The following is a 17,859-nucleotide window of genomic DNA, read 5'->3' as shown; positions in this document are numbered from 1 at the left end:
GATGAGCAGGCGTACACCATCTTCGCCGAATCCATGGGACGTTCCGGATACGCCAGGGCAACACTGGCCCCCGAAGAGGGCATGGAAGCGGCAGTGCCGCAACTGCGTGAAGCTGCCCGACTGACCATGGCTGATATGGGCGGTATGCCTGGTATGGACCATGGCAGCATGGCGGGCATGGATCATGGGAACATGGATATGGACAGCTCAGAAGATATGTCCGGGATGGATCACTCTTCTATGGAGGGGACGGACCAGTCCAACATGGGCGGCATGGATCATTCCAATATGGAAGCTATGGATCATTCGGGTATGTCCGGTATGGACCATGGTTCCATGACGATGGGAAAAGAAGATAAAAGCGATCCTTTCTATGCCAAGGGCAGTGGCCTCATGCCCAAAGCGGCGAATGGAGGTAAGTTTCTGTCTTACGCTGACTTGAAGGCTCAGGATCCGCTGTACGAAGACCGGGAACCGACCCGGGAAATAGAGCTTCGCCTGACCGGTAATATGGAGCGTTACACCTGGAGCATTAATGGCGTCAAGTATGAAGACGCCGATCCGATTCGTCTCAAATACGGTGAGCGGGTCCGTTTCAAGTTTGTGAATGAAACCATGATGACACACCCCATGCACCTGCACGGCATGTGGTCGATTCTGGACGTTGGCGCCGGCCAGTGGAACCCGATCAAACATACAATCAACGTGAACCCGGGTACCACGGTGTACATGGAAACGGAGGTCGATGAACCGGGCCAGTGGGCATTCCACTGCCATCTGTCCTATCACGCGGCCGCTGGTATGTTCCGTAAGGTAATTATTGAAGGTGGGCCAGATTCAACGCAGGCCAAAACAGACGTGATTGCTGAAGATGGAGGTGAGGCATGAGTTGTATTCGATCACTTGTCGCCGTCAGTTTTCTTGCCTCAGTTGGTTTCTCAACGGCGGTGACAGCTCAGGAAATGATTTCCGACACCACGGCTCGTAAACAGCCGCTCACAACCTGGGGTGTGCAATTTGAGGAGTTTGAATACCGCTATAGCGACGATGACGAGGAGCTGGGCGTCTGGAATGCGGATGCCTTCTATGGCACCGACGACTTTAAAGTCCGGCTGCTCACAACCGGGGAGTACGAGATCGAGGAGCAGGCCTACGAAACGCTGGAAAACCAGCTGGTCGGCCAGATCCCCATTTCCAAGTTCTTCGACGCCAAAGCGGGTGTGCGTTTCGACACCCCCGAGGGACCGGATCGTACGTATGCTGTTCTCGGTGTAGCCGGGCTGGCACCCCAATGGTTTGAGATCGATGCAAACTTGTATGTCAGCAAGGATGGAGATACCTCAGCCGAACTTGACGCAGAGTACGAGCTGCTGCTCACTAACTATTGGATCCTTTCCGCAACGCTGGATGCGACGGTAGCGTTCAGTGAAGACAGGGAAATTGGCATCGGCAAAGGATTGGTTTCCACCGAAACCGGCCTCCGGCTCCGCTACGACCTGATAGACCGTGCGTTCTCGCCCTATGTAGGTGTTGTACATGAGCGCAAGTACGGCGATAGCGCAGATTTTGCTAGAGCCGAGGGCGGTGGTACAGAAGACTGGTTCGCCGTCATCGGTGCCCGCATCGCGTTCTGATCGGAATAATGAGCCAGGGTTTGTCCTGGCTCTTTTTTTGATTCACATCAAATTTTCGACAGCCTTCGTCGATTTTCAGTCGCAGTTCAGGTCCGCATGTTGTTATTGGTGTGAAATGAATAGGCGAGGAGGTGCCTGTCATGACTAAAGCACATAAAGCATCGAACCAGGAGCAGTTCCTGCTGCGGCGGAAACTTGCCGTGGAAGGTCTTGAAGAGAGTGAATGGTCTGACTTTATTCACGAACTCAATCATCACCCCTGTGTCGATTTTGCCGAACGCAAGCCAAATAATCGGCTAGACGTCACCTTCGATGGAACCCATTGGTCCACCGATGAGTTGCTGAAGGCGATTGAAGCACATGGCGGTCGGTTGAAGGGGGGGTGGTGGACTAAACGGAAACTGGCGTGGTACCGGTTTACAGATGATAACGTACGTGCCAATGCCAAACTTGATCCGTTTTGCTGTTCAAAGATCCCGCCCATGAAACGAAAATAGCTGGAGGTTAGATGAGCAGGGAGCAGGACAGAACTACTCGCTACAAGGAAGGCAGTCTCACACTTGCAGGAACGGTTATGCTGGGTACCGGCGTCATGATTGGCGCCGGTATTTTTGCTCTGACCGGGCAGATGGCCCAGATGACCGGTGTCCTTTTCCCGCTGGCCTTTCTCGCGGCGGCGGTGATTGTCAGCTTCAGCGCCTATTCCTACATCAAGATCTCCAATGCCTACCCGTCCGCCGGCGGTATCGGCATGTACCTGCACAAGGCTTACGGAAACCGGCTGCCAACGGCTTTCAACGCCCTGTTGATGTACTTTTCCATGGTGATCGCCCAGAGCTTCCTGGCCCGCACCTTTGGCTCTTACACCATGCAACTATTCGGAGGGGACGAAAGCGGCCGTATGGTGCCCATTCTCGGCGTGGCGCTCATTCTTGCGGCCTTTCTGATCAACCTGCTGGGCAATCGGATGATTCAAGGGGTGGCTTCCTTTATCGGGATCCTGAAAATCGGCGGCATACTGATTTTCGGTCTGGTCGGGGTCTGGATTGCCGACTCAATCTCGGTTGATTTTTCGGAGCCCGGTGAAGCCGGAACGCTGGGCAACTTCTTGGGCGCGACCGCGTTGGGCATTCTTGCGTTCAAAGGCTTTACGACCATCACCAACAGTGGTTCGGAAGTCATCGACCCGAAGCGAAACGTTGGGCGCGCCATCGTGATTTCCATTGCCGCCTGTGTGGTGATCTACACGCTGGTGGGATTTGCGGTCGCCAGCAATCTATCTCTGGCTGAAATTATCGAAACGCAGGATTACTCTCTCGCCGCTGCTGCACGCCCCGCTCTCGGCGAATACGGCGTCTGGTTTACTGTTGCGATTGCCATGATGGCCACGGCGGGAGGAATTCTGGCCAGTGTATTTGCTGTGTCCCGCATGTTGGCCATGCTGACGGAGATGAAACTGGTTCCTCATCGGCATTTCGGGATGCCCGGCAGCATTCAGAAGCACACACTGGTGTATACCGTTGTCCTGGGTCTGATTCTGACCGCCTTCTTTGACCTCTCCCGGATTGCCGCCCTGGGTATCGTGTTCTACCTGGTTATGGACATTGCCATCCATTGGGGCGTGCTTCGCTACCTGCGGGAAGATGTGAAAGCCAATGTGTGGGTGCCGGCGACGGCCATCCTGCTGGACTTGCTTGTACTCGGCGGCTTTGTCTGGGTCAAACTGAATACCGATCCCTTTGTCATTGGTGTGGCGGTTGTCACCATGATTGCTATCGCCGTGGCCGAGCAGGCGTTCCTGAAAAGGGCCGCAAAAGCCGGACAATCAGGGCACAAGGAATCTCATGCTCATCATCACTAATAACCAGAATTCGACGTGGAGGGCAGTACCATGATGGACAATGACATGTTTGGTAACACGATGTGGGCTGGGCACTGGCTGTGGATGCTGGTGATCGCCATTGCAGTGGTGATTCCCGCCTGGCGTATCTGCCAGCGGACCGGTTTTCCGGGGTGGATGGGCGTGCTGATACTGATACCCATCGTCAATCTCGCTCTACTCTATTTCATCGCGTTCGCGGATTGGCCAGTTGAAAGAGACAGTGAAGGGAGATCCTGATGGGCAGCGCGGCAAAACAGGCATCTTCCGGGCTAAGGGAGCTTGAGTTAATTGTGCCGGGAATGGGGTCAGATCACTGCGCGGGTATTATCAGTAAGACAATTACCCGCCTGGATGGTATTGATGGAATAAAGACGAATATCGCAAAACACAGAGTGAGTGTCCGTTCTCTAGCATCAGGGCCTGACGGGGATGCCGTCAAACGCGCTGTGGAAGGGGCTGGTTATGACGTGGCGTCAGTCAGGGAAGTTGGTGCGACCACGCTCAGGGTGACGGTGCCTGGAATGGGGTCCGACCATTGCGCGGGCATTATTAAAAGCACGCTGGCACGACACGATGGCGTGCAGAGCACGTCAACCAATATATCGAACCACACAGTAAGCGTAGTGGTCGGCCCTGAAGGGCCGTCAGAGCATGAGTTGAAAAAGCTGATAGAGGGTGCCGGCTATGACGTGGCCGCCATCGCTCTCGAGGGGGAGACCAACCAGGAGGAAGACTCCGCCGTTGAGGAAGCCTACCTGAAGCTGGCCCTACGAAGGTTTCGGATCGCTGCGATTCCGACAACACTGATTATGTTGTTGATGATGCCTCATATGTTCTGGCAGTCCATTCCAGGGTATCTGGTAATTGTTGCCGCGCTAGGCTTCCCGGTGGTTTTCCTTTATGGCGGGGCCGCGACCCATAAGGCGTCCTGGCGTTCACTCAAGAACGGCACGTTCAACATGGATGTGCTGATTTCCATGGGCAGCCTGCCTCCCTACCTGATCGGACTGGTGGGTTTTGTCTATCCGATGACCTCTTTCATCGAAATGGCTGCCACCATCATGACCTTCCATATGCTTGGGCGGTATCTGGAAGCAAAGGCCAAGGGTAAGGCCTCAGAAGCTATCCGCAAGTTGCTTACTCTGGGTGCTAAGACGGCTCGTGTCGAGCGGGGAGGGGAGGAGGTCGAAATTCCCGTTAAGGAATTGACGCCCGGCGATGTCATGATCATCCGGCCCGGTGACAAGGTGCCTACGGATGGTGAAGTCGTGGAAGGTGAGAGCCATGTAGATGAATCCATCGCCACTGGAGAGTCGGTGCCTGTCTATAAAAGCTCGGGAGACACGGTTATCGGCGCCACCATCAACAAGGAAGGCCGCCTGAGGGTCAAGGCCACCCGTGTCGGGGGTGATACCTTTCTGGCCCAGGTTGTGAAGTTGATTGACGAGGCCCAGGGGTCCAGGGTGCCTATTCAGGAATTTGCCGACCGTATGACGGGTCGCTTCGTGCCGCTGGTTCTGATTATCGCGCTGGGCAGTCTTGTTGCCTGGTTGCTGGCCGCAGATTCGCTCCGGCCAGTCCTCGAGTGGGGGGCCGGTTTCCTGCCGTGGGTAGACCCGATGGCTGCCACGCCGGTGTTGGCTATCCTTGCCGCGATCGCCGTGCTGGTGATTGCCTGCCCCTGCGCATTGGGGTTGGCAACGCCGACTGCACTCATGGTGGGGTCGGGCGTTGGTGCCGAGCGGGGTATCCTGATTCGCTCGGGTGAGGCGATACAGACCTTCAAGGATGTCAAAGTGATGGTGTTGGATAAAACCGGCACCATCACCCGGGGCGAGCCGAAGCTTACGGACGTGATAACGGCCAAAGGAGTCGAGGAGACCGAACTGCTGGAGCTAGCGGCAACGGTGGAAAATGCGTCCGAGCATCCCATTGCCCGTGCCATCGTGGACGGGGCCAGAGAGCGAGGTATAAAGCCCGGAAGGGTTGCTGATTTCCGCTCCACTGGCGCCCGGGGTGTATCGGGTGCGGTCGATGGGAAAACCGTACTGATTGGTAATCGTCTTCTGCTTGAAGAACATGGCGTTAATGGGCTGGAAGCTCTGGATCAGAATCTTCAAGACCTTGAGAACCAGGGCAGAACCGCCGTCATCGTTGCCCGGGAAGGCCAGGCTTTTGGCATCGTCGCGGTTGCCGACACGCTCAAGGACGAATCGGTTGCGGCCATTCAGGCCATGCACCAGCAAGGGCTTTACGTGGTGATGATTACCGGTGACAACGAGCGTGCTGCCAAGGCCGTTGCCCGCGAAGTCGGCATTGACGAGGTGCGTGCCGGAGTGCTGCCAGAGGGCAAGGTTGATGCCATCCGGGAGCTTCAGGAAAAGTATGGCAACCACGTCGCCATGGTGGGTGATGGGATCAATGACGCCCCGGCTCTGAAACAGGCGAATGTAGGTATTGCAATAGGCGCCGGCGCGGATGTGGCCATAGAAGCCGCGGACGTTACTCTGGTCCGTGGGGAACTGTCTGGTGTCGTTGATGCCATGGTGCTGTCCCGTGCCACCTTCAAAAAGATCGTTGAAAATCTGTTGTGGGCAAGTGGGTACAACGCCGCCGCCATTCCGATAGCAGCTGCCGGGTTGCTGCACCCGATGATCGGTGTGGTGGCAATGACTGTCAGTTCGCTCTCCGTCATTGGCAACTCCATGTTGCTGCGGCGTCGCTATGAAAGGGACCACCGATAGGCCGGTGGATGGATTAGAAAAGCAGCCTGTTCCGCCTGACATCCGCCGTCTGAGGTTATGGCATGCGCGGTCGGGGTCAATTTACGTGTAGGGCACACTGAGTTATTTGACCTGGAGGTTTAATGATGAGTGTTCTAGAGCAATACGCTCTGTTGCTTTCCCTGGTGCTCGGCATTGCGGCTACCGTTCTGGCCCTATATGGGCTTGCCCGTGCCATTGGTCCTACACGCAGTGAACCGGGCAAGGATGTACCGGCGAGTTCCGGAGCCTTGTCCCGGGATCCGGTCTGGGGCCGCTATCACGCACGGTACTATGGCTACGCGCTGCTCTTTCTGGCCTTCGACATGGAAATGGCGTTCATGTACCCATGGGCCGTTGTATACAGGGAAGTAGGGCTGGTTGCTTTGTATGACATGGGGGTGTTCCTTGCCATTCTCTTTCTTGGTTTGCTCTACGGCTGGAGCCAAGGGGCTCTTGGGCGGCAATGACTTTTAATCCAGAAATCCGCAATACGGGCTCACGTCAGTGGCTGAAACGAGTCTCTGTGCTTCAGAAGTGGGTCTCTCGTGCCTTGGCGCACGACCTGAGTTGTCTGATCATCCCGGGGCCGGAAGTAGCGTTGGCGTGCGGCTTGGACGTTGCTGCGACAGGTATGCGCATCACCTCCACACCTCGCGATTCAGGTGTGCTTCTGGTCATTGGAGGGCTTTCAGAAAAAATGAGCGAGGCCGTGGCGGTGCTCTACGCGCAGATGCCCCGGCCGCGCGCCATCCTTGTGCTGGGCGGACCGGTACCGTCATCTTTACCGGGCGCCGATGTTTCCTCAGGTATCTCGCAAGAGGCACTGACCGACGCGGTTGACCGGCTGAGACGGGCGCTGGCGGAAGGCGCTTTTGCCTCCTCTCCCGAGGATTTCGACGCCGCTGTTCTGCACGCCAGGATCGAGTATGTCTGCCCCATGCACCCGGATGTTGTCCAGAACGAGCCGGGTAGTTGCCCCAAGTGTGGCATGGACCTGGTCGCCCGGGAGGCAGGGGAGCCGGCCCCCGAGCATGACCATGACCATGGGCACGATCATCGCGAGCACCGGCACCATGAGCACGAACACCAGCATCATGATCATGCGCAGCAGCACGAACACCATGAACAAGAACGTCATCATGGTCACTGCCATGAACATCATGATTCGCATGAGCACGATCATGAGCAGCACGAGGGTCATCAGCACTCGCACGAAAACCATCATGATCACGGACACAAGCACCAGCACGATGAGTCCGACGGCGACGCGGAGGAGAAAAATTCGGGGCATGATCACAGTGAGCACGGTCATGATAGCCACGAACATGGTGGCCATGATCATGTAGGTCACGGTCATAGGGGTCACGGTCATAGGGGTCATGATCATGGTGGGCATGACCACGGCGCCTCGGGATTCATGTCCATGATTGAAGTGACCAAGGACCTGCCTCGTAGCGCCGACGGGTTGGCGATGGACTGGATGGAGGTGCCGTTCGGTCCGGTTTTCCCCGGTCTGCCTGGTGGGCTCAAGTTGACGCTGACTCTTGACGGTGACGGCGTAACAGAAGGACAGGCCACATCCTTGGTGGGCATGATCAATGAGAGTGACGAAGGCAAGGAGATCGACGCCGAGACCTTTATCGAGCGCCTGGCGTCGGCCATGCCACTGGCCAGCGTGAGCTACCGACTGCTGGCCTGCCTGGCAATCGAGCGGGCGGCTGGTCTGGAGAACGATTCGGCAACCGATCAGGCCCGGGCTGTGGCGCTTGAATGTGAGCGCATCGCCAGTCACCTGGGTTGGCTGGCGCAAACGGGGCGCCAGCTCGGCTTCGCCTGGTTGACGGATCGTGCCGCAACCCTGCAACTGGAGATCCGCCGCGCCAGTGGAAAACGGCTTGTGGAACTGACGCCCGCTCTGCAGGCATTGGCGGCTCGTCTTGGGCGAACGCCTTTGCTCAAATCGCGATTGAAGGGGATCGGCGTACTGCCATCGGGCACTGCGGGCCTGAGTGGCCCCGTGGCGCGCGCTGCTGACGACGCCGGAGATGCCTGGGCGCGCCTGTGGCAGCGCCTGGACGAAATCATCACGAGCCTCGACTACATCAAGGCAACCGGGGAGCCGGGGCTACCTGTTTTGCGAAACATCGGGCGTGGATCAGGCACCGGTGAGGCCACCGTGGAAACCCCGCGCGGCGAGGCTCAACTGAGCCTGATTCTGGAACACGGCCAGGTGAAATCCTACAGGTTGGACACCGCCTGCAATCACCATATCGGTCTGGTGGCAACGCTTGTGGAGGGCCGGGAGCTGGGTGACGCACTGGTGGCGGTCGGATCACTTGACCTATCGCCCTGGGAGGTGCTCGTGTGAACTTTGCCGTCGTGTTGGTTGCGTTGCTTGGTAGTGTCTGGCTGCTCGCCGTGATCGAAGGCTGGACGACAACCGGCCGCCTGCGTCTGACCGCGACTCTGCTCAGCGGCTTGGCATACCTCGGTCGTGAATCCATTGTGCCGCGTACGCCGGACCGGGTCTTTTTCGAGACGGCGCCGGTGCTACTGCTGATCGTCGCGGTGCTTGGCGCGGCGGTTCTGCCGCTGGCGCCGACCTTGGTGATCGCGGATCTGGCTACCGGTGCGCTGTTCATCAACGCGGCGCTTGCCTATGTGCTGGTGGCGCTGATCATGGCCGGCTGGGGCCCGAATGGCGCCTACGCCATGATCGGCGGCTGGCGATTCCTTGGCCAGCTCATCGCCTACGCCATGCTTATTGTCATGCCCATCACTGCGGTGGCGATGCGCGCCGAATCCCTGGTGACCACGGTGATCGTTGTCTCCCAAGACGGCTTGTGGAACATTGTCTATCAGCCGCTTGGTTTCGTGCTGTTTTTCATTGCCGCCATGGCGCTGGCGTTTCGTGCGCCTTTTGATCTGCCAACCGCACCCGGGGAACTGGGCGGGGGTGTGGACGCGGAATACACCGGCGTGCGCCTGGCGGTGTTGCGCCTGGCCAGGCTGACGCTGGTGATCACGCTGGCTTCCGCGACCACGGTGTTCTACCTCGGCGGTTGGCACGGGCCGCTGCTGCCGCCCTGGGCCTGGAGCCTGATCAAGACCCTGGCCGTGGCCGTGTCGATGCTCCTGGCGGGTCGGTATCTGCCGCGCATTCGCGAGGCGGATCTGATGAGGTGGTGCTGGATCCTGGGGATACCCCTGGCCCTGCTCAATATCATTGTTGTCGGTTTACTGGTTCTGGTGGTTCCCTAATGTACGCTCAGGCTTTTTTCGTTGCTGTTTTCGGGCTGGCTGCCATCGGCTTCGGCGTGGTGGTGTTTCGCACCTCGTCCATGGTTCGTTCCGCGCTGGCTCTGCTGTTTTCACAGACGGCCGTCGGCTGCATGTTCCTGGCGATGCAGACCGAATTCCTGGGAGTGCTGCAGATCATGATGATGGCGACGGAGATGAGCATCATGGCCATTTTCATGGTGATGTTCATGATGGACCCGGGCGGGATGGGGGGCATGGATATGACCCACCAGAAGCGCTTTTCAATTGGCGCTGGCGTGGTCGCTGCCGGTGTTGCGATAGTGGTCGCGTTTTGGGCCGATTGGGGACCTGTAACGGCCGAGGCGCCGGATGCGGCGATGCAGACACGGGCGCTGGGCATGGAATTGCTGGGTCGCTCCATGCTGATCTTCGAAACCGCCGGTATCACTATTTTGACCGCGATGATTGCGGCCACGGCGGTGGCGATACCGGTGCAAACGACGGCCAATAGTGCTGACAAGGAGGATACGGAATGACTCTCGTCCTGATCGTGGCGCTTGTAACCGGTGCAATCCTGTGCGGTATTGGTGTTTATGGCGCGTTGTCCCAGACCAATCTGGTTATGATCATGATGGGGGTGGAGCTGATTCTTGCAGGCGCGTTGGTGAACTTGGTCGCCTTCTGGCGTTTTCTGCACCCCGAAAGCTACTCCGGCCAGATGTTCGTGCTGGTGGTGATGACCGTCATGGCGGTCGAAATGGCGGTTGGCTTCGGTGTCGCGATTGCGCGTTTCCGGGCCAAGGGCTCGGTTGAAATGGAAGAAGCCGGGGACCTGAAAGGATGAGTGCAGTGCTTCTACCGATATTGCCACCACTGATCGCCGCCCTGGCGTTGCTGGTTCTGCGCCGGGGCCTCGCGACGATGGCCCTCGGCGGGGCGACGTTAAGTCTGGGCGGCAGCCTCTGGCTACTGGCCCGGGTCGCCGGCGGGCAGACCGAAACCCTGCTTCTGCCCGGTCTGCCGGAAATGCCACTTCGATTGGTCGCCGGACCTATGACAGCACTGCTGGCGGTGGCGGTGGCCACCGTGGGCACGTTCGTGCTGATTTATGCAGTCGGATATATGAAGCGGGAGTCCGGCCTGTGCCGCTTCTACGCAGTAATGTCCCTGTTCCTGGCCGCTATGCAGTCGCTGGTGCTGGCCGGCGACTGGGTTCTGTTGCTGGCGGTCTGGGAGTTGATCGGTTTGTGCAGTTACCTGCTGATTGGCTTTTGGTTCCAGCGGCCCGAGGCCGCGGATGCCGCCGGTCGCGCCTTCCTCTACACTCGTAGCGCCGATCTGGGTTTGTACGTGGCGGTATTTATGCTGATTGGGTCGGCCGGTACCAGCGAGATTGCCGCCTCCCTGGAGGCCGGCGGCAGTGCCTCGACTGCCGCGGGGCTTTTGTTGCTGCTGGCCGCCATGGGTAAGTCGGCCCAAGTCCCCTTGCAGGACTGGCTTATGCGCGCGATGGCGGGGCCGACACCGGTTTCGGCGCTGCTGCACTCGGCCACCCTGGTGGCGGCGGGTGCCATCCTGCTGATCCGTTCGGCCCCGCTGCTGACACCGGAGGTGTTGCTCGTCGTCGGACTTGTCGGCGGCGTTACCACGGTGGCGGCCGGAGTTATTGCACTTGCCGAGCGTGATCTCAAACGCCTGCTTGCCGCTTCCACTGCCAGTCAATATGGCTTGATGCTGGTTGCGGTTGGAGCCGGCGTTCCGCTGGCGGCCCTCCTGCATTTGCTCGCCCACGCCGCCATCAAGAGCACCCTGTTTCTTGCCGCCGGAGACTTCCAGCATGCCCGCGGGGGTACCGGGTTCGATCAGTTGGAGGGTGTTGGTCGTGACAGACCCTGGACTTTTGCCGGCTTTGTGCTGGCAGCGCTGGCACTGGCCGGTATCCCGCCACTGAGTGGGTTCTTTTCCAAGGACGCGGTAATCGCCGCCGCCCTGTCTGCGCAGGGCACCGCCTGGCTCGGCCCCCTGGCGCTGGCCGGTGCCCTGCTGACCGGCGGCTATATGGCCCGGGCCTTGTGCCTGCTATGGCGAGGCTCCGGAGAAACCCGCCCGGTTGCCGGTAGTGCCTGGATGACTTTGGGCGTTTGGGGGTTGGCGGTCCCTGCCACGATTCTCGGCCTGGCCTTCGGCCCCATCGAGGCCGTTCTTGATCTGCCCGCCGTCACCGCAGGCACATTGGCCGTGCTCCTTGGGCTTCTTGCTGCCGCGTGCGGCCTCGGCCTGGGCTGGCTCGTGCCGGCTCCCCGCCTGCTAGGGCCGGTTTATCCGTGGGCGCGACGCGGACTTTCCGTTGGCGGTGGGCTTACGGTCTGGGTCGGTAGGCCCGCAATGGCTGTGGCCCGAGGATGTGAGCGTTTGGAAGGGCGTCTGTATGAAGCTGTGCTTTCTCTTGGGCGCGCCGGTCTCTTCCTTGCCTCTGCGAGCGAGCGAGCGGAGCGGGGCTTGTTCAAGATTGTACTTTGCGTGGGCAGGGTGAGCCTGAGGGTCGCGACCTATGTGCGGTTTGGAGATGAACTCCGTATCGACGGCCTGATTTTCGCCCTGGTGGCGGCTGTGCGTGCACTGGGTGCGCTAGCCCGAAACCTCCAAAGCGGCTTTATCCATCATAGCCTGGCGATCAGTGCGGTCGCAATCGCCGTCACATTGGCTGTTCTGCTTTTTGCTTCATCGACGAGCTTTTAGAGGAAACCCATATTCATGTTACCACTTGTCTCGCTCACCCTGTTTTTGCCGCTGGTCGGCGCGGTGCTGATTCTGTGTCTTCCGAAGCCCGCAACGCGTACGGTACACGTCATAGCGATTATTACCGCCGCCCTTACACTGATCGGTGCTCTGTCCATGTGGTTTCAGGGTGCGAGCGGTGCAGGCTTTTCCCAGGTCGAAGAGCTGCAATGGATACCAGCCATCGGTGCCGCCTACCGGGTTGGAGTTGATGGGATCAGTCTGCCTTTGGTGCTGTTGAGCGCTGTTCTTTTCCTGGTTGCTGTGATCTATACGTCGTCGCTTCGTGAACGTCCGCGCGCCTATATTGCTCTGGTACTTCTTCTGGAAACTGCGTCTATCGGTACCTTTACAGCCCTCGACGGTATCCTGTTCTACGTCTTCTTCGAGGTTTCCCTTGTCTCCATGTATTTCATGATCGCCGGGTGGGGCCACGAAGACAGGCAACGGGCAGCGTTGATGTTTTTTATATACACCTTGCTGGGAAGTCTGCCGCTTCTGCTTGCTATCCTCGGGCTTTATCTGGGCAGCCCCGAACCGACCTTCGACATGCGAGCCTGGATTGAGAATCCCCCCCTGGAGGGCGCGGCGGCCATGTGGGCATTGATCGCTATGCTGATCACCTTTGCGGTAAAGATCCCCGCGGTGCCCCTGCATACCTGGTTGCCCGCCGCACACGTGCAGGCGCCGACCGTCGGCAGCGTCATCCTCGCCGGCGTCATGCTGAAATTCGGCACTTACGGGCTGGTTCGATTTGCTCTGCAAATGACCCCCGATGCGTTCCGTGAAGCGGGCGTTGTTGTTCTGATTCTCGGTGTTGTCAGCGCGCTCTATGGGGCTTTTGCCGCTCTGGCCCAGAGTGATCTGAAACGCCTGGTCGCCTATACCTCGGTTAACCACATGGGGTATGTCATCGTCGGTGTGGCCGTGGCGGCACTGACTCTGGATCCCTCAGTGCGAACTGTTGCTTTGGACGGGGCGGTATTGCAGATGTTCAGCCATGGACTGGTTACCGGTGCCTTGTTCTTGCTGGTGGGCATGATCCAGGACCGTGCCCACACCCGTGAAATGGGCGAATTGGGTGGGTTGCTCAAGACGGTCCCAATGCTCGGCTGGACCTTTGTGTTGGCGGCCTTTGCATCGCTGGGCTTGCCCGGGCTGGCGCACTTTCCGGCCGAGTTTCAGATATTTCTTGCCACTTTAAGCGCTTCGCCTGCCGCGGTGGTTGTGATTTTGGGTATTGCCATTATTGCCGGTACGTTTCTCAAAGCACTGCGGGAAACCTTTCTGGGCGAGCCCCGGCAGCGCTGGCAGTCCATGCCTGATTTGAGCGCTCGTGAGTGGCTTGCTGTGGGGCCATTGCTGGTGCTCACTGTCGGCACTGGCGTGGCACCCTCCTGGGTGCTGGGTATCATCCACCGCACTACATCGGCGCTGGCACTGTGATGGCTCGTGATCTTGCACTGTTGATTCCTGAAATTGCCGTACTGTTGACGGCTGTCGGTGCGCTGATCGCGGAAATGCTGCGTAGGCCGCAAATTGCGCTGCTGGTCGCCGTTAGCGGTCTGATCGTTGCCACGGGTCTGACCGTCAGTCTGATTGGTGAGGACACAACGGTGTTTGGTGGCAGTTTCCGGGTTGACGACCTCAGTGTGTGGGCCAAACTCATTCTGCTGCCGGCCACCATCCTCGCCATATTTTTGGCGAGAGTGGATGTGAGAGGCACCGTGCGAGAGGGCACGGTTTACAGCCTGCTTTGCTTTGCCACCATCGGCGCGCTCGTTCTGGCAGGCGCGGGTGATACGATGTTCCTTGTATTGGGTACATTATTAACTGGCCTGGCCACCTTTGCCTTGGTTGCCTACCCGGATACCGACCCTGCCACAGAGGCCGCCATGAAGTTTTTCGTGTTCGCCTCGGTCACAGGTGCGATCATGATTTTCGGCCTGAGTTACTGGTTCGGCGCTGCGGGATCCACGTTACTCGCGGATCTTCCTGGTATGGATACCATGCCAATGGCGGTTCTTCTTGGGTTCGTGGCGGTGGTTGTCGGTCTGGGTTACAAAGCCTCGCTGGTTCCATTCCATTTCTGGGCGCCAGATGCCTATGAGGGTGGGCCACTGTCAATAGCGGCCTACCTGTCAGTGGTGCCCAAGATCGGTGCTCTGTTCGCACTCGCTCAGGTGGTTCGCGATCTACCCCCGGAAAGTGGTTGGACCGCCATCATCGCCGGTCTGGCTGTTCTGACCATGACCTATGGCTACCTGGCCGCGCTTGCTCAGACTAACGTGATTCGGCTGCTTGCCTATTCGTCGATTGCCCAATCCGGCTATTTTCTTCTGGGCATCCTCGCAGTCGGCGCCAGTGAGCTTGCGCTGCCATCCATCATCCTGTTTGCCGCAGCCTATGCGGCCATGAACCTGGGCGCTTTCGCCGTTGCCGCCAGTACTGGACGGACTCTGAACGATTTTGACGGATTGGGTCGCGCCCAGCCGCTTATTGGCCTCGCAATGGTTATCTTTCTGCTATCGCTGGTTGGGATTCCCCCATTGGCGGGTTTTGTCGGCAAGTTCCTTTTGTTTGCCGCAGCCATCGACGTGCAGTACACCTGGGTGGCAGTGGTGGCGATCATCAATAGCGTACTCTCGCTGGCAGTTTATCTGCGCCTCGTTGTGCCGATGTACAGGCAAGGGAATGTCGTGGTGGCTAGAACTGATATCTGGTTGAAAGCCGTACTGATAATAGCGCTGACTGTCACACTCCTTTTGGGTGTATTTGCGCAAGTGTTTGTAGGGCCGTTTGCATGATGGCCGAAGCCCATTATTTATTGCCGAGAGTAATCACCGCCCTGACGTCTGAGATCAAGCCAGCCTCTATAGAGCCAACGCAGACCAAAGAGCGAGACTGTTGGAACGATAATCCACTGCACTAGAGGCGCAATACCTGTGCCAATAAAGGGTAACAGGGGCATAGAATCATTGTAGCTCCAGCGCTGGCCTGCGCCTGTGGCCCATGCTTCAAAGACTATCGTTATAAGCAGACCGGTAGCAAAATACACTCCTAAAACATGGCGGCGCCACCGTCCCTGTATCCAAAAGCCATCTTTAGTTGCCGCGGCGGCAATGCCATAGGCAAATAGTGCAATATTGGCATCACCGATTGCCGCCCGCGTGCACAGCCAGACTACCGCACCATGGGATGCCTCCATCATCCCTGTAAAGAAAGGCACCTGGATCATTTCCCAAAAAAAATGCAGCAAAAAGCTGACAGACCAAATTAAAAAAAACAGGAACCAGCCTCTACGGGATAGTCGACTTGAACAATGCATAATCTATCCAACTAATCTATTAATTTCAGGCAGCCGAAGTTGAAATCGCCATTTCCAATTGAATACTAGCCAAGTCTTCCCAACCCTGGGAATGTTGCTAGCCTCCACAAAGCTAATTGAATTATCTGGCCGGTTAAAGCCATCGCACCCAGCACTAAGGGCCTAAATCGCCTATGTGATATGTCGTCAGATCTTATTGGCAGGGCGTCTACATAAAAAGTGGGAGAAATGAATTTTAGCTGAAATTTCATGTTCGTTTCAGGTTTGTGCGTCAAGATGAACTGCGTTTAACTGGCACATCCATTCTGAGGCAACAAACCGTTGTCGATACGAAAAATAAAATAAGGAGTTTCAGGTGAGCAAAATCTTCAAATCAATAAGCGCTCCGCTGGCGATAGCTTTAGTAGCAACACCGGCGTTGGCCGCGGAGCCGGTCGGGCGTGCGTCACCAACCGTAGAAGACCTGAAGGTTGAAATAAATCAACTGACGGCTGAAGTGGAAGAGCTCAAGAAAGGCGATTCCCCCTTCACGGTGAACGGTTATTACCGCCTGCAGGCGACCTCAGAAAGCCTAGATCGGAGTCTGTCAACGTAGTTGTCGCGTTTAAGCATTCAGCTCTTTAACAGTTCACCGCCTTCTCCGGATTCAGGGTCACTGATTCCGGCAAGCTGAAGTTTCGGATATCACCGGACCAGCGCCGCGGGTTCGCGGTCTTCGCAGCCTCGATCACCTGTTTGCGCTGAGCCAGGATCTGGTCAGCCTCGCCATCGTGACGCTGCTGAGGTGTTACGTAATTCAAGGCGCTGTGACGGTGCTCGGTGTTGTACCAGCGCACGAAGGCCAGCACCCAGTCACGGGCGTCCTCGATGGTGCTGAAGCCGTTGACCGGGAACCCTGGTCGGAACTTCAGGGTTTTGAACAGCGACTCTGAGTAGGCGTTATCGTTGCTTACTCTGGGCCGGCTGTTCGAGGGCGTAATGCCCAGGTCGTACAGCTTTTCCAGGAAGGTCGAGGCCTTCATGGGGCTGCCATTGTCCGAGTGCAGCACAAGAGGCTTCTCCCTGGCTGCCAGGTGCTCACGCCAGTAAGCCTTTTCGATGAACTCACTGGCCAGCTCTCCCGTTTCGCTCTGGTAGACCTCGTGACCAACGATCTTGCGGCTGTAGACGTCCAGCATCAGGTACAGATAGAACCAGGTGCCTCGTGCTGGGCCCGGCAACCAGGAGATATCCCACGACCACAGTTGGTTGGGTTCTGTGGCTTGGTGTGTCGTCGCCTGTCTCTTGGGCTGTGGCGCTTTCTGACGGCCTCTGGGGTTAACCTGGCCATGCTCCCGCAGCACACGGTAAAAGGTCGACTCCGAGGCCAGGTAATGCCCCTGATCCATTTGGTCCGCAACGATGAATGCCGGCGGACAGCTCTGGTATCTCTTTTGATTGCTGAGTGACACCACAGCCTGACGCTCCTGATCCGTCAGTTTGTTAGTCGGTGCCGGCCTGGGCACCACCGGTCTCTGATCCGCTTTGACAGCCTTATCAGTCGTCCAGCGCTGGAAGGTGCGCACACTCAGGTTCAGCAAGGCACAGGCCTTGGCCAGCCGGGCGCCGCTGCTCTGAGCTTCGTGGATCAGAGCAACCGCCTGCTGGCGATCCGGGAGGCTGGTCATTCGTCCTCGTCTTTGGGGCCCCAGATCGCCTCGGCTTTTTTTGACAGCGTCAGTAGCGCTGCCGTTTCTGCCAGGGCCTTTTCCTTGCGACGTAATTCAGATTCGAGCTTTTTGACGCGCTTTTTCTCAGTCGTCGCCGCTTTCCGGTTACGCCTGGCCTGTTCATCAGACTGGGCGTTGGCACCCATGCAGGCGGTCTTCCAGGCTTCGATTTGTTCCGGATACAGACCGTGCTTGCGACAATATTCACCGAGTTCCGCCTCGGTCATCGGGGCGGTCTCCAGAACAATGCGGAACTTCTCTTCGCTACTCCACTTTTCAGGCGTGGCTGAGTTCGACGGCAAAACGGCACCTCGTTCTCTGGCGGCTTTGCGCCAATTGTACAAGGTCGCGGTGCTGATGCCTTCCTGGCCAGCTAACTCGGCCACCGTCAGGCTGTGAGGTGGGGCCATCTTCTGGAGGATGGCTTCCTTACGTTCCGGTGAGTAATGGGGCATGGTTGTCCTCTGAAATCATCAGGCGACAACTACGCTGACACATAGGG

Annotated in this window: 17 protein-coding genes and 1 pseudogene; 16 read left to right on the top strand and 2 right to left on the bottom strand. The window is 57.9% G+C overall.

The annotated features are described in order from the left end of the window. The 15 genes and pseudogenes from BM036_RS18380 to BM036_RS18310 all read left to right on the top strand — a co-directional run. On the top strand, positions 1-888 hold an 888-nt coding region (locus BM036_RS18380; protein ID WP_177186109.1), incomplete at its 5' end, for a multicopper oxidase domain-containing protein. Next, the gene (locus BM036_RS18375; RefSeq protein WP_091855056.1) at positions 885-1,634 is read left to right on the top strand and encodes a copper resistance protein B; all 750 of its coding nucleotides are present in this window, start codon (positions 885-887) and stop codon (positions 1,632-1,634) included. The genes BM036_RS18380 and BM036_RS18375, both read left to right, overlap by 4 nt. 140 nt (positions 1,635-1,774) lie before the next feature. After that, a complete protein-coding gene (locus BM036_RS18370) occupies positions 1,775-2,131 on the top strand; it encodes a hypothetical protein (RefSeq protein WP_091855054.1) in 357 nt (118 codons plus the stop codon). An 11-nt stretch (positions 2,132-2,142) separates the two neighbouring features. Further along, positions 2,143-3,495, top strand: coding sequence for an APC family permease (locus BM036_RS18365; RefSeq protein ID WP_091855041.1), 1,353 nt, complete (start codon positions 2,143-2,145; stop codon positions 3,493-3,495). Positions 3,496-3,525: 30 nt separating this feature from the next. Further along, the gene (locus BM036_RS18360) at positions 3,526-3,753 is read left to right on the top strand and encodes a hypothetical protein (protein WP_091855073.1); all 228 of its coding nucleotides are present in this window, start codon (positions 3,526-3,528) and stop codon (positions 3,751-3,753) included. After that, complete coding sequence (locus BM036_RS18355) at positions 3,753-6,260, top strand: heavy metal translocating P-type ATPase (protein WP_091855039.1); 2,508 nt, start codon at positions 3,753-3,755, stop codon at positions 6,258-6,260. Before BM036_RS18360 ends, BM036_RS18355 begins: the two co-directional genes overlap by 1 nt. A 122-nt stretch (positions 6,261-6,382) precedes the next feature. Next, positions 6,383-6,748: an NADH-quinone oxidoreductase subunit A gene (locus BM036_RS18350; RefSeq protein ID WP_230714665.1), complete on the top strand. Its 366-nt coding sequence runs from the start codon at positions 6,383-6,385 to the stop codon at positions 6,746-6,748. Then, positions 6,745-7,248 (top strand): annotated as a pseudogene (locus BM036_RS20580) (hypothetical protein); the annotation flags it as partial. The gene BM036_RS18350 and the pseudogene BM036_RS20580, both read left to right, overlap by 4 nt. A gap of 456 nt (positions 7,249-7,704) precedes the next feature. Next, entirely contained in the window at positions 7,705-8,649 is a 945-nt protein-coding gene (locus BM036_RS18340; protein ID WP_091855069.1) for a Ni Fe-hydrogenase III large subunit, read from the top strand. Continuing rightward, a complete protein-coding gene (locus BM036_RS18335; protein ID WP_091855035.1) occupies positions 8,646-9,542 on the top strand; it encodes a complex I subunit 1/NuoH family protein in 897 nt (298 codons plus the stop codon). The genes BM036_RS18340 and BM036_RS18335 overlap by 4 nt, the downstream gene beginning before the upstream one ends. Then, positions 9,542-10,078, top strand: coding sequence for an NADH-quinone oxidoreductase subunit J family protein (locus BM036_RS18330; protein ID WP_091855032.1), 537 nt, complete (start codon positions 9,542-9,544; stop codon positions 10,076-10,078). Before BM036_RS18335 ends, BM036_RS18330 begins: the two co-directional genes overlap by 1 nt. After that, positions 10,075-10,386, top strand: coding sequence for an NADH-quinone oxidoreductase subunit NuoK (gene nuoK, locus BM036_RS18325; protein WP_091855030.1), 312 nt, complete (start codon positions 10,075-10,077; stop codon positions 10,384-10,386). Before BM036_RS18330 ends, nuoK begins: the two co-directional genes overlap by 4 nt. Continuing rightward, positions 10,383-12,281, top strand: coding sequence for an NADH-quinone oxidoreductase subunit 5 family protein (locus BM036_RS18320; protein ID WP_091855028.1), 1,899 nt, complete (start codon positions 10,383-10,385; stop codon positions 12,279-12,281). Before nuoK ends, BM036_RS18320 begins: the two co-directional genes overlap by 4 nt. A 15-nt stretch (positions 12,282-12,296) precedes the next feature. Next, the gene (locus BM036_RS18315) at positions 12,297-13,766 is read left to right on the top strand and encodes a complex I subunit 4 family protein (RefSeq protein WP_091855025.1); all 1,470 of its coding nucleotides are present in this window, start codon (positions 12,297-12,299) and stop codon (positions 13,764-13,766) included. Then, on the top strand, positions 13,766-15,127 hold the full coding sequence (locus tag BM036_RS18310) for an NADH-quinone oxidoreductase subunit N (RefSeq protein WP_091855023.1): 1,362 nt from the start codon (positions 13,766-13,768) through the stop codon (positions 15,125-15,127). Before BM036_RS18315 ends, BM036_RS18310 begins: the two co-directional genes overlap by 1 nt. Before the next feature lie 17 nt (positions 15,128-15,144). Here BM036_RS18310 and BM036_RS18305 read toward each other — a convergent pair whose 3' ends face one another. After that, the gene (locus tag BM036_RS18305) at positions 15,145-15,648 is read right to left on the bottom strand and encodes a hypothetical protein (protein WP_228152684.1); all 504 of its coding nucleotides are present in this window, start codon (positions 15,646-15,648) and stop codon (positions 15,145-15,147) included. 355 nt (positions 15,649-16,003) lie between these two features. Here BM036_RS18305 and BM036_RS18300 point away from each other — a divergent pair, with 355 nt between their 5' ends. After that, the gene (locus BM036_RS18300) at positions 16,004-16,243 is read left to right on the top strand and encodes a hypothetical protein (RefSeq protein WP_177186108.1); all 240 of its coding nucleotides are present in this window, start codon (positions 16,004-16,006) and stop codon (positions 16,241-16,243) included. Positions 16,244-16,268: 25 nt separating this feature from the next. Here the strand turns inward: BM036_RS18300 and BM036_RS18295 are convergent. After that, positions 16,269-17,812 (bottom strand): IS3 family transposase gene (locus tag BM036_RS18295; protein WP_091854165.1). Its coding sequence is split into 2 segments (ribosomal slippage): positions 16,269-17,341 and positions 17,341-17,812, totalling 1,545 coding nucleotides; the frame shifts between segments, so codons are not numbered across the junction. Between the last annotated feature and the right edge of the window lie 47 nt (positions 17,813-17,859).

This window comes from Marinobacter segnicrescens (assembly GCF_900111555.1).
Lineage (GTDB): Bacteria > Pseudomonadota > Gammaproteobacteria > Pseudomonadales > Oleiphilaceae > Marinobacter > Marinobacter segnicrescens.
Note: the sequence above shows the minus strand (reverse complement) of the source record. Positions and strands in the feature narration are given on the sequence as shown.

Coding starts and splice junctions, on each gene's coding strand:
- BM036_RS18305 (WP_228152684.1), bottom strand. CDS start 15,648: ATGCATTGTTCAAGTCGACTATCCCGTAGAGGCTGGTTCCTGTTTTTT.
- BM036_RS18330 (WP_091855032.1), top strand. CDS start 9,542: ATGTACGCTCAGGCTTTTTTCGTTGCTGTTTTCGGGCTGGCTGCCATC.
- BM036_RS18340 (WP_091855069.1), top strand. CDS start 7,705: ATGATTGAAGTGACCAAGGACCTGCCTCGTAGCGCCGACGGGTTGGCG.
- BM036_RS18320 (WP_091855028.1), top strand. CDS start 10,383: ATGAGTGCAGTGCTTCTACCGATATTGCCACCACTGATCGCCGCCCTG.
- BM036_RS18360 (WP_091855073.1), top strand. CDS start 3,526: ATGATGGACAATGACATGTTTGGTAACACGATGTGGGCTGGGCACTGG.
- BM036_RS18370 (WP_091855054.1), top strand. CDS start 1,775: ATGACTAAAGCACATAAAGCATCGAACCAGGAGCAGTTCCTGCTGCGG.
- BM036_RS18375 (WP_091855056.1), top strand. CDS start 885: ATGAGTTGTATTCGATCACTTGTCGCCGTCAGTTTTCTTGCCTCAGTT.
- nuoK (WP_091855030.1), top strand. CDS start 10,075: ATGACTCTCGTCCTGATCGTGGCGCTTGTAACCGGTGCAATCCTGTGC.
- BM036_RS18350 (WP_230714665.1), top strand. CDS start 6,383: ATGATGAGTGTTCTAGAGCAATACGCTCTGTTGCTTTCCCTGGTGCTC.
- BM036_RS18355 (WP_091855039.1), top strand. CDS start 3,753: ATGGGCAGCGCGGCAAAACAGGCATCTTCCGGGCTAAGGGAGCTTGAG.
- BM036_RS18365 (WP_091855041.1), top strand. CDS start 2,143: ATGAGCAGGGAGCAGGACAGAACTACTCGCTACAAGGAAGGCAGTCTC.
- BM036_RS18315 (WP_091855025.1), top strand. CDS start 12,297: ATGTTACCACTTGTCTCGCTCACCCTGTTTTTGCCGCTGGTCGGCGCG.
- BM036_RS18310 (WP_091855023.1), top strand. CDS start 13,766: ATGGCTCGTGATCTTGCACTGTTGATTCCTGAAATTGCCGTACTGTTG.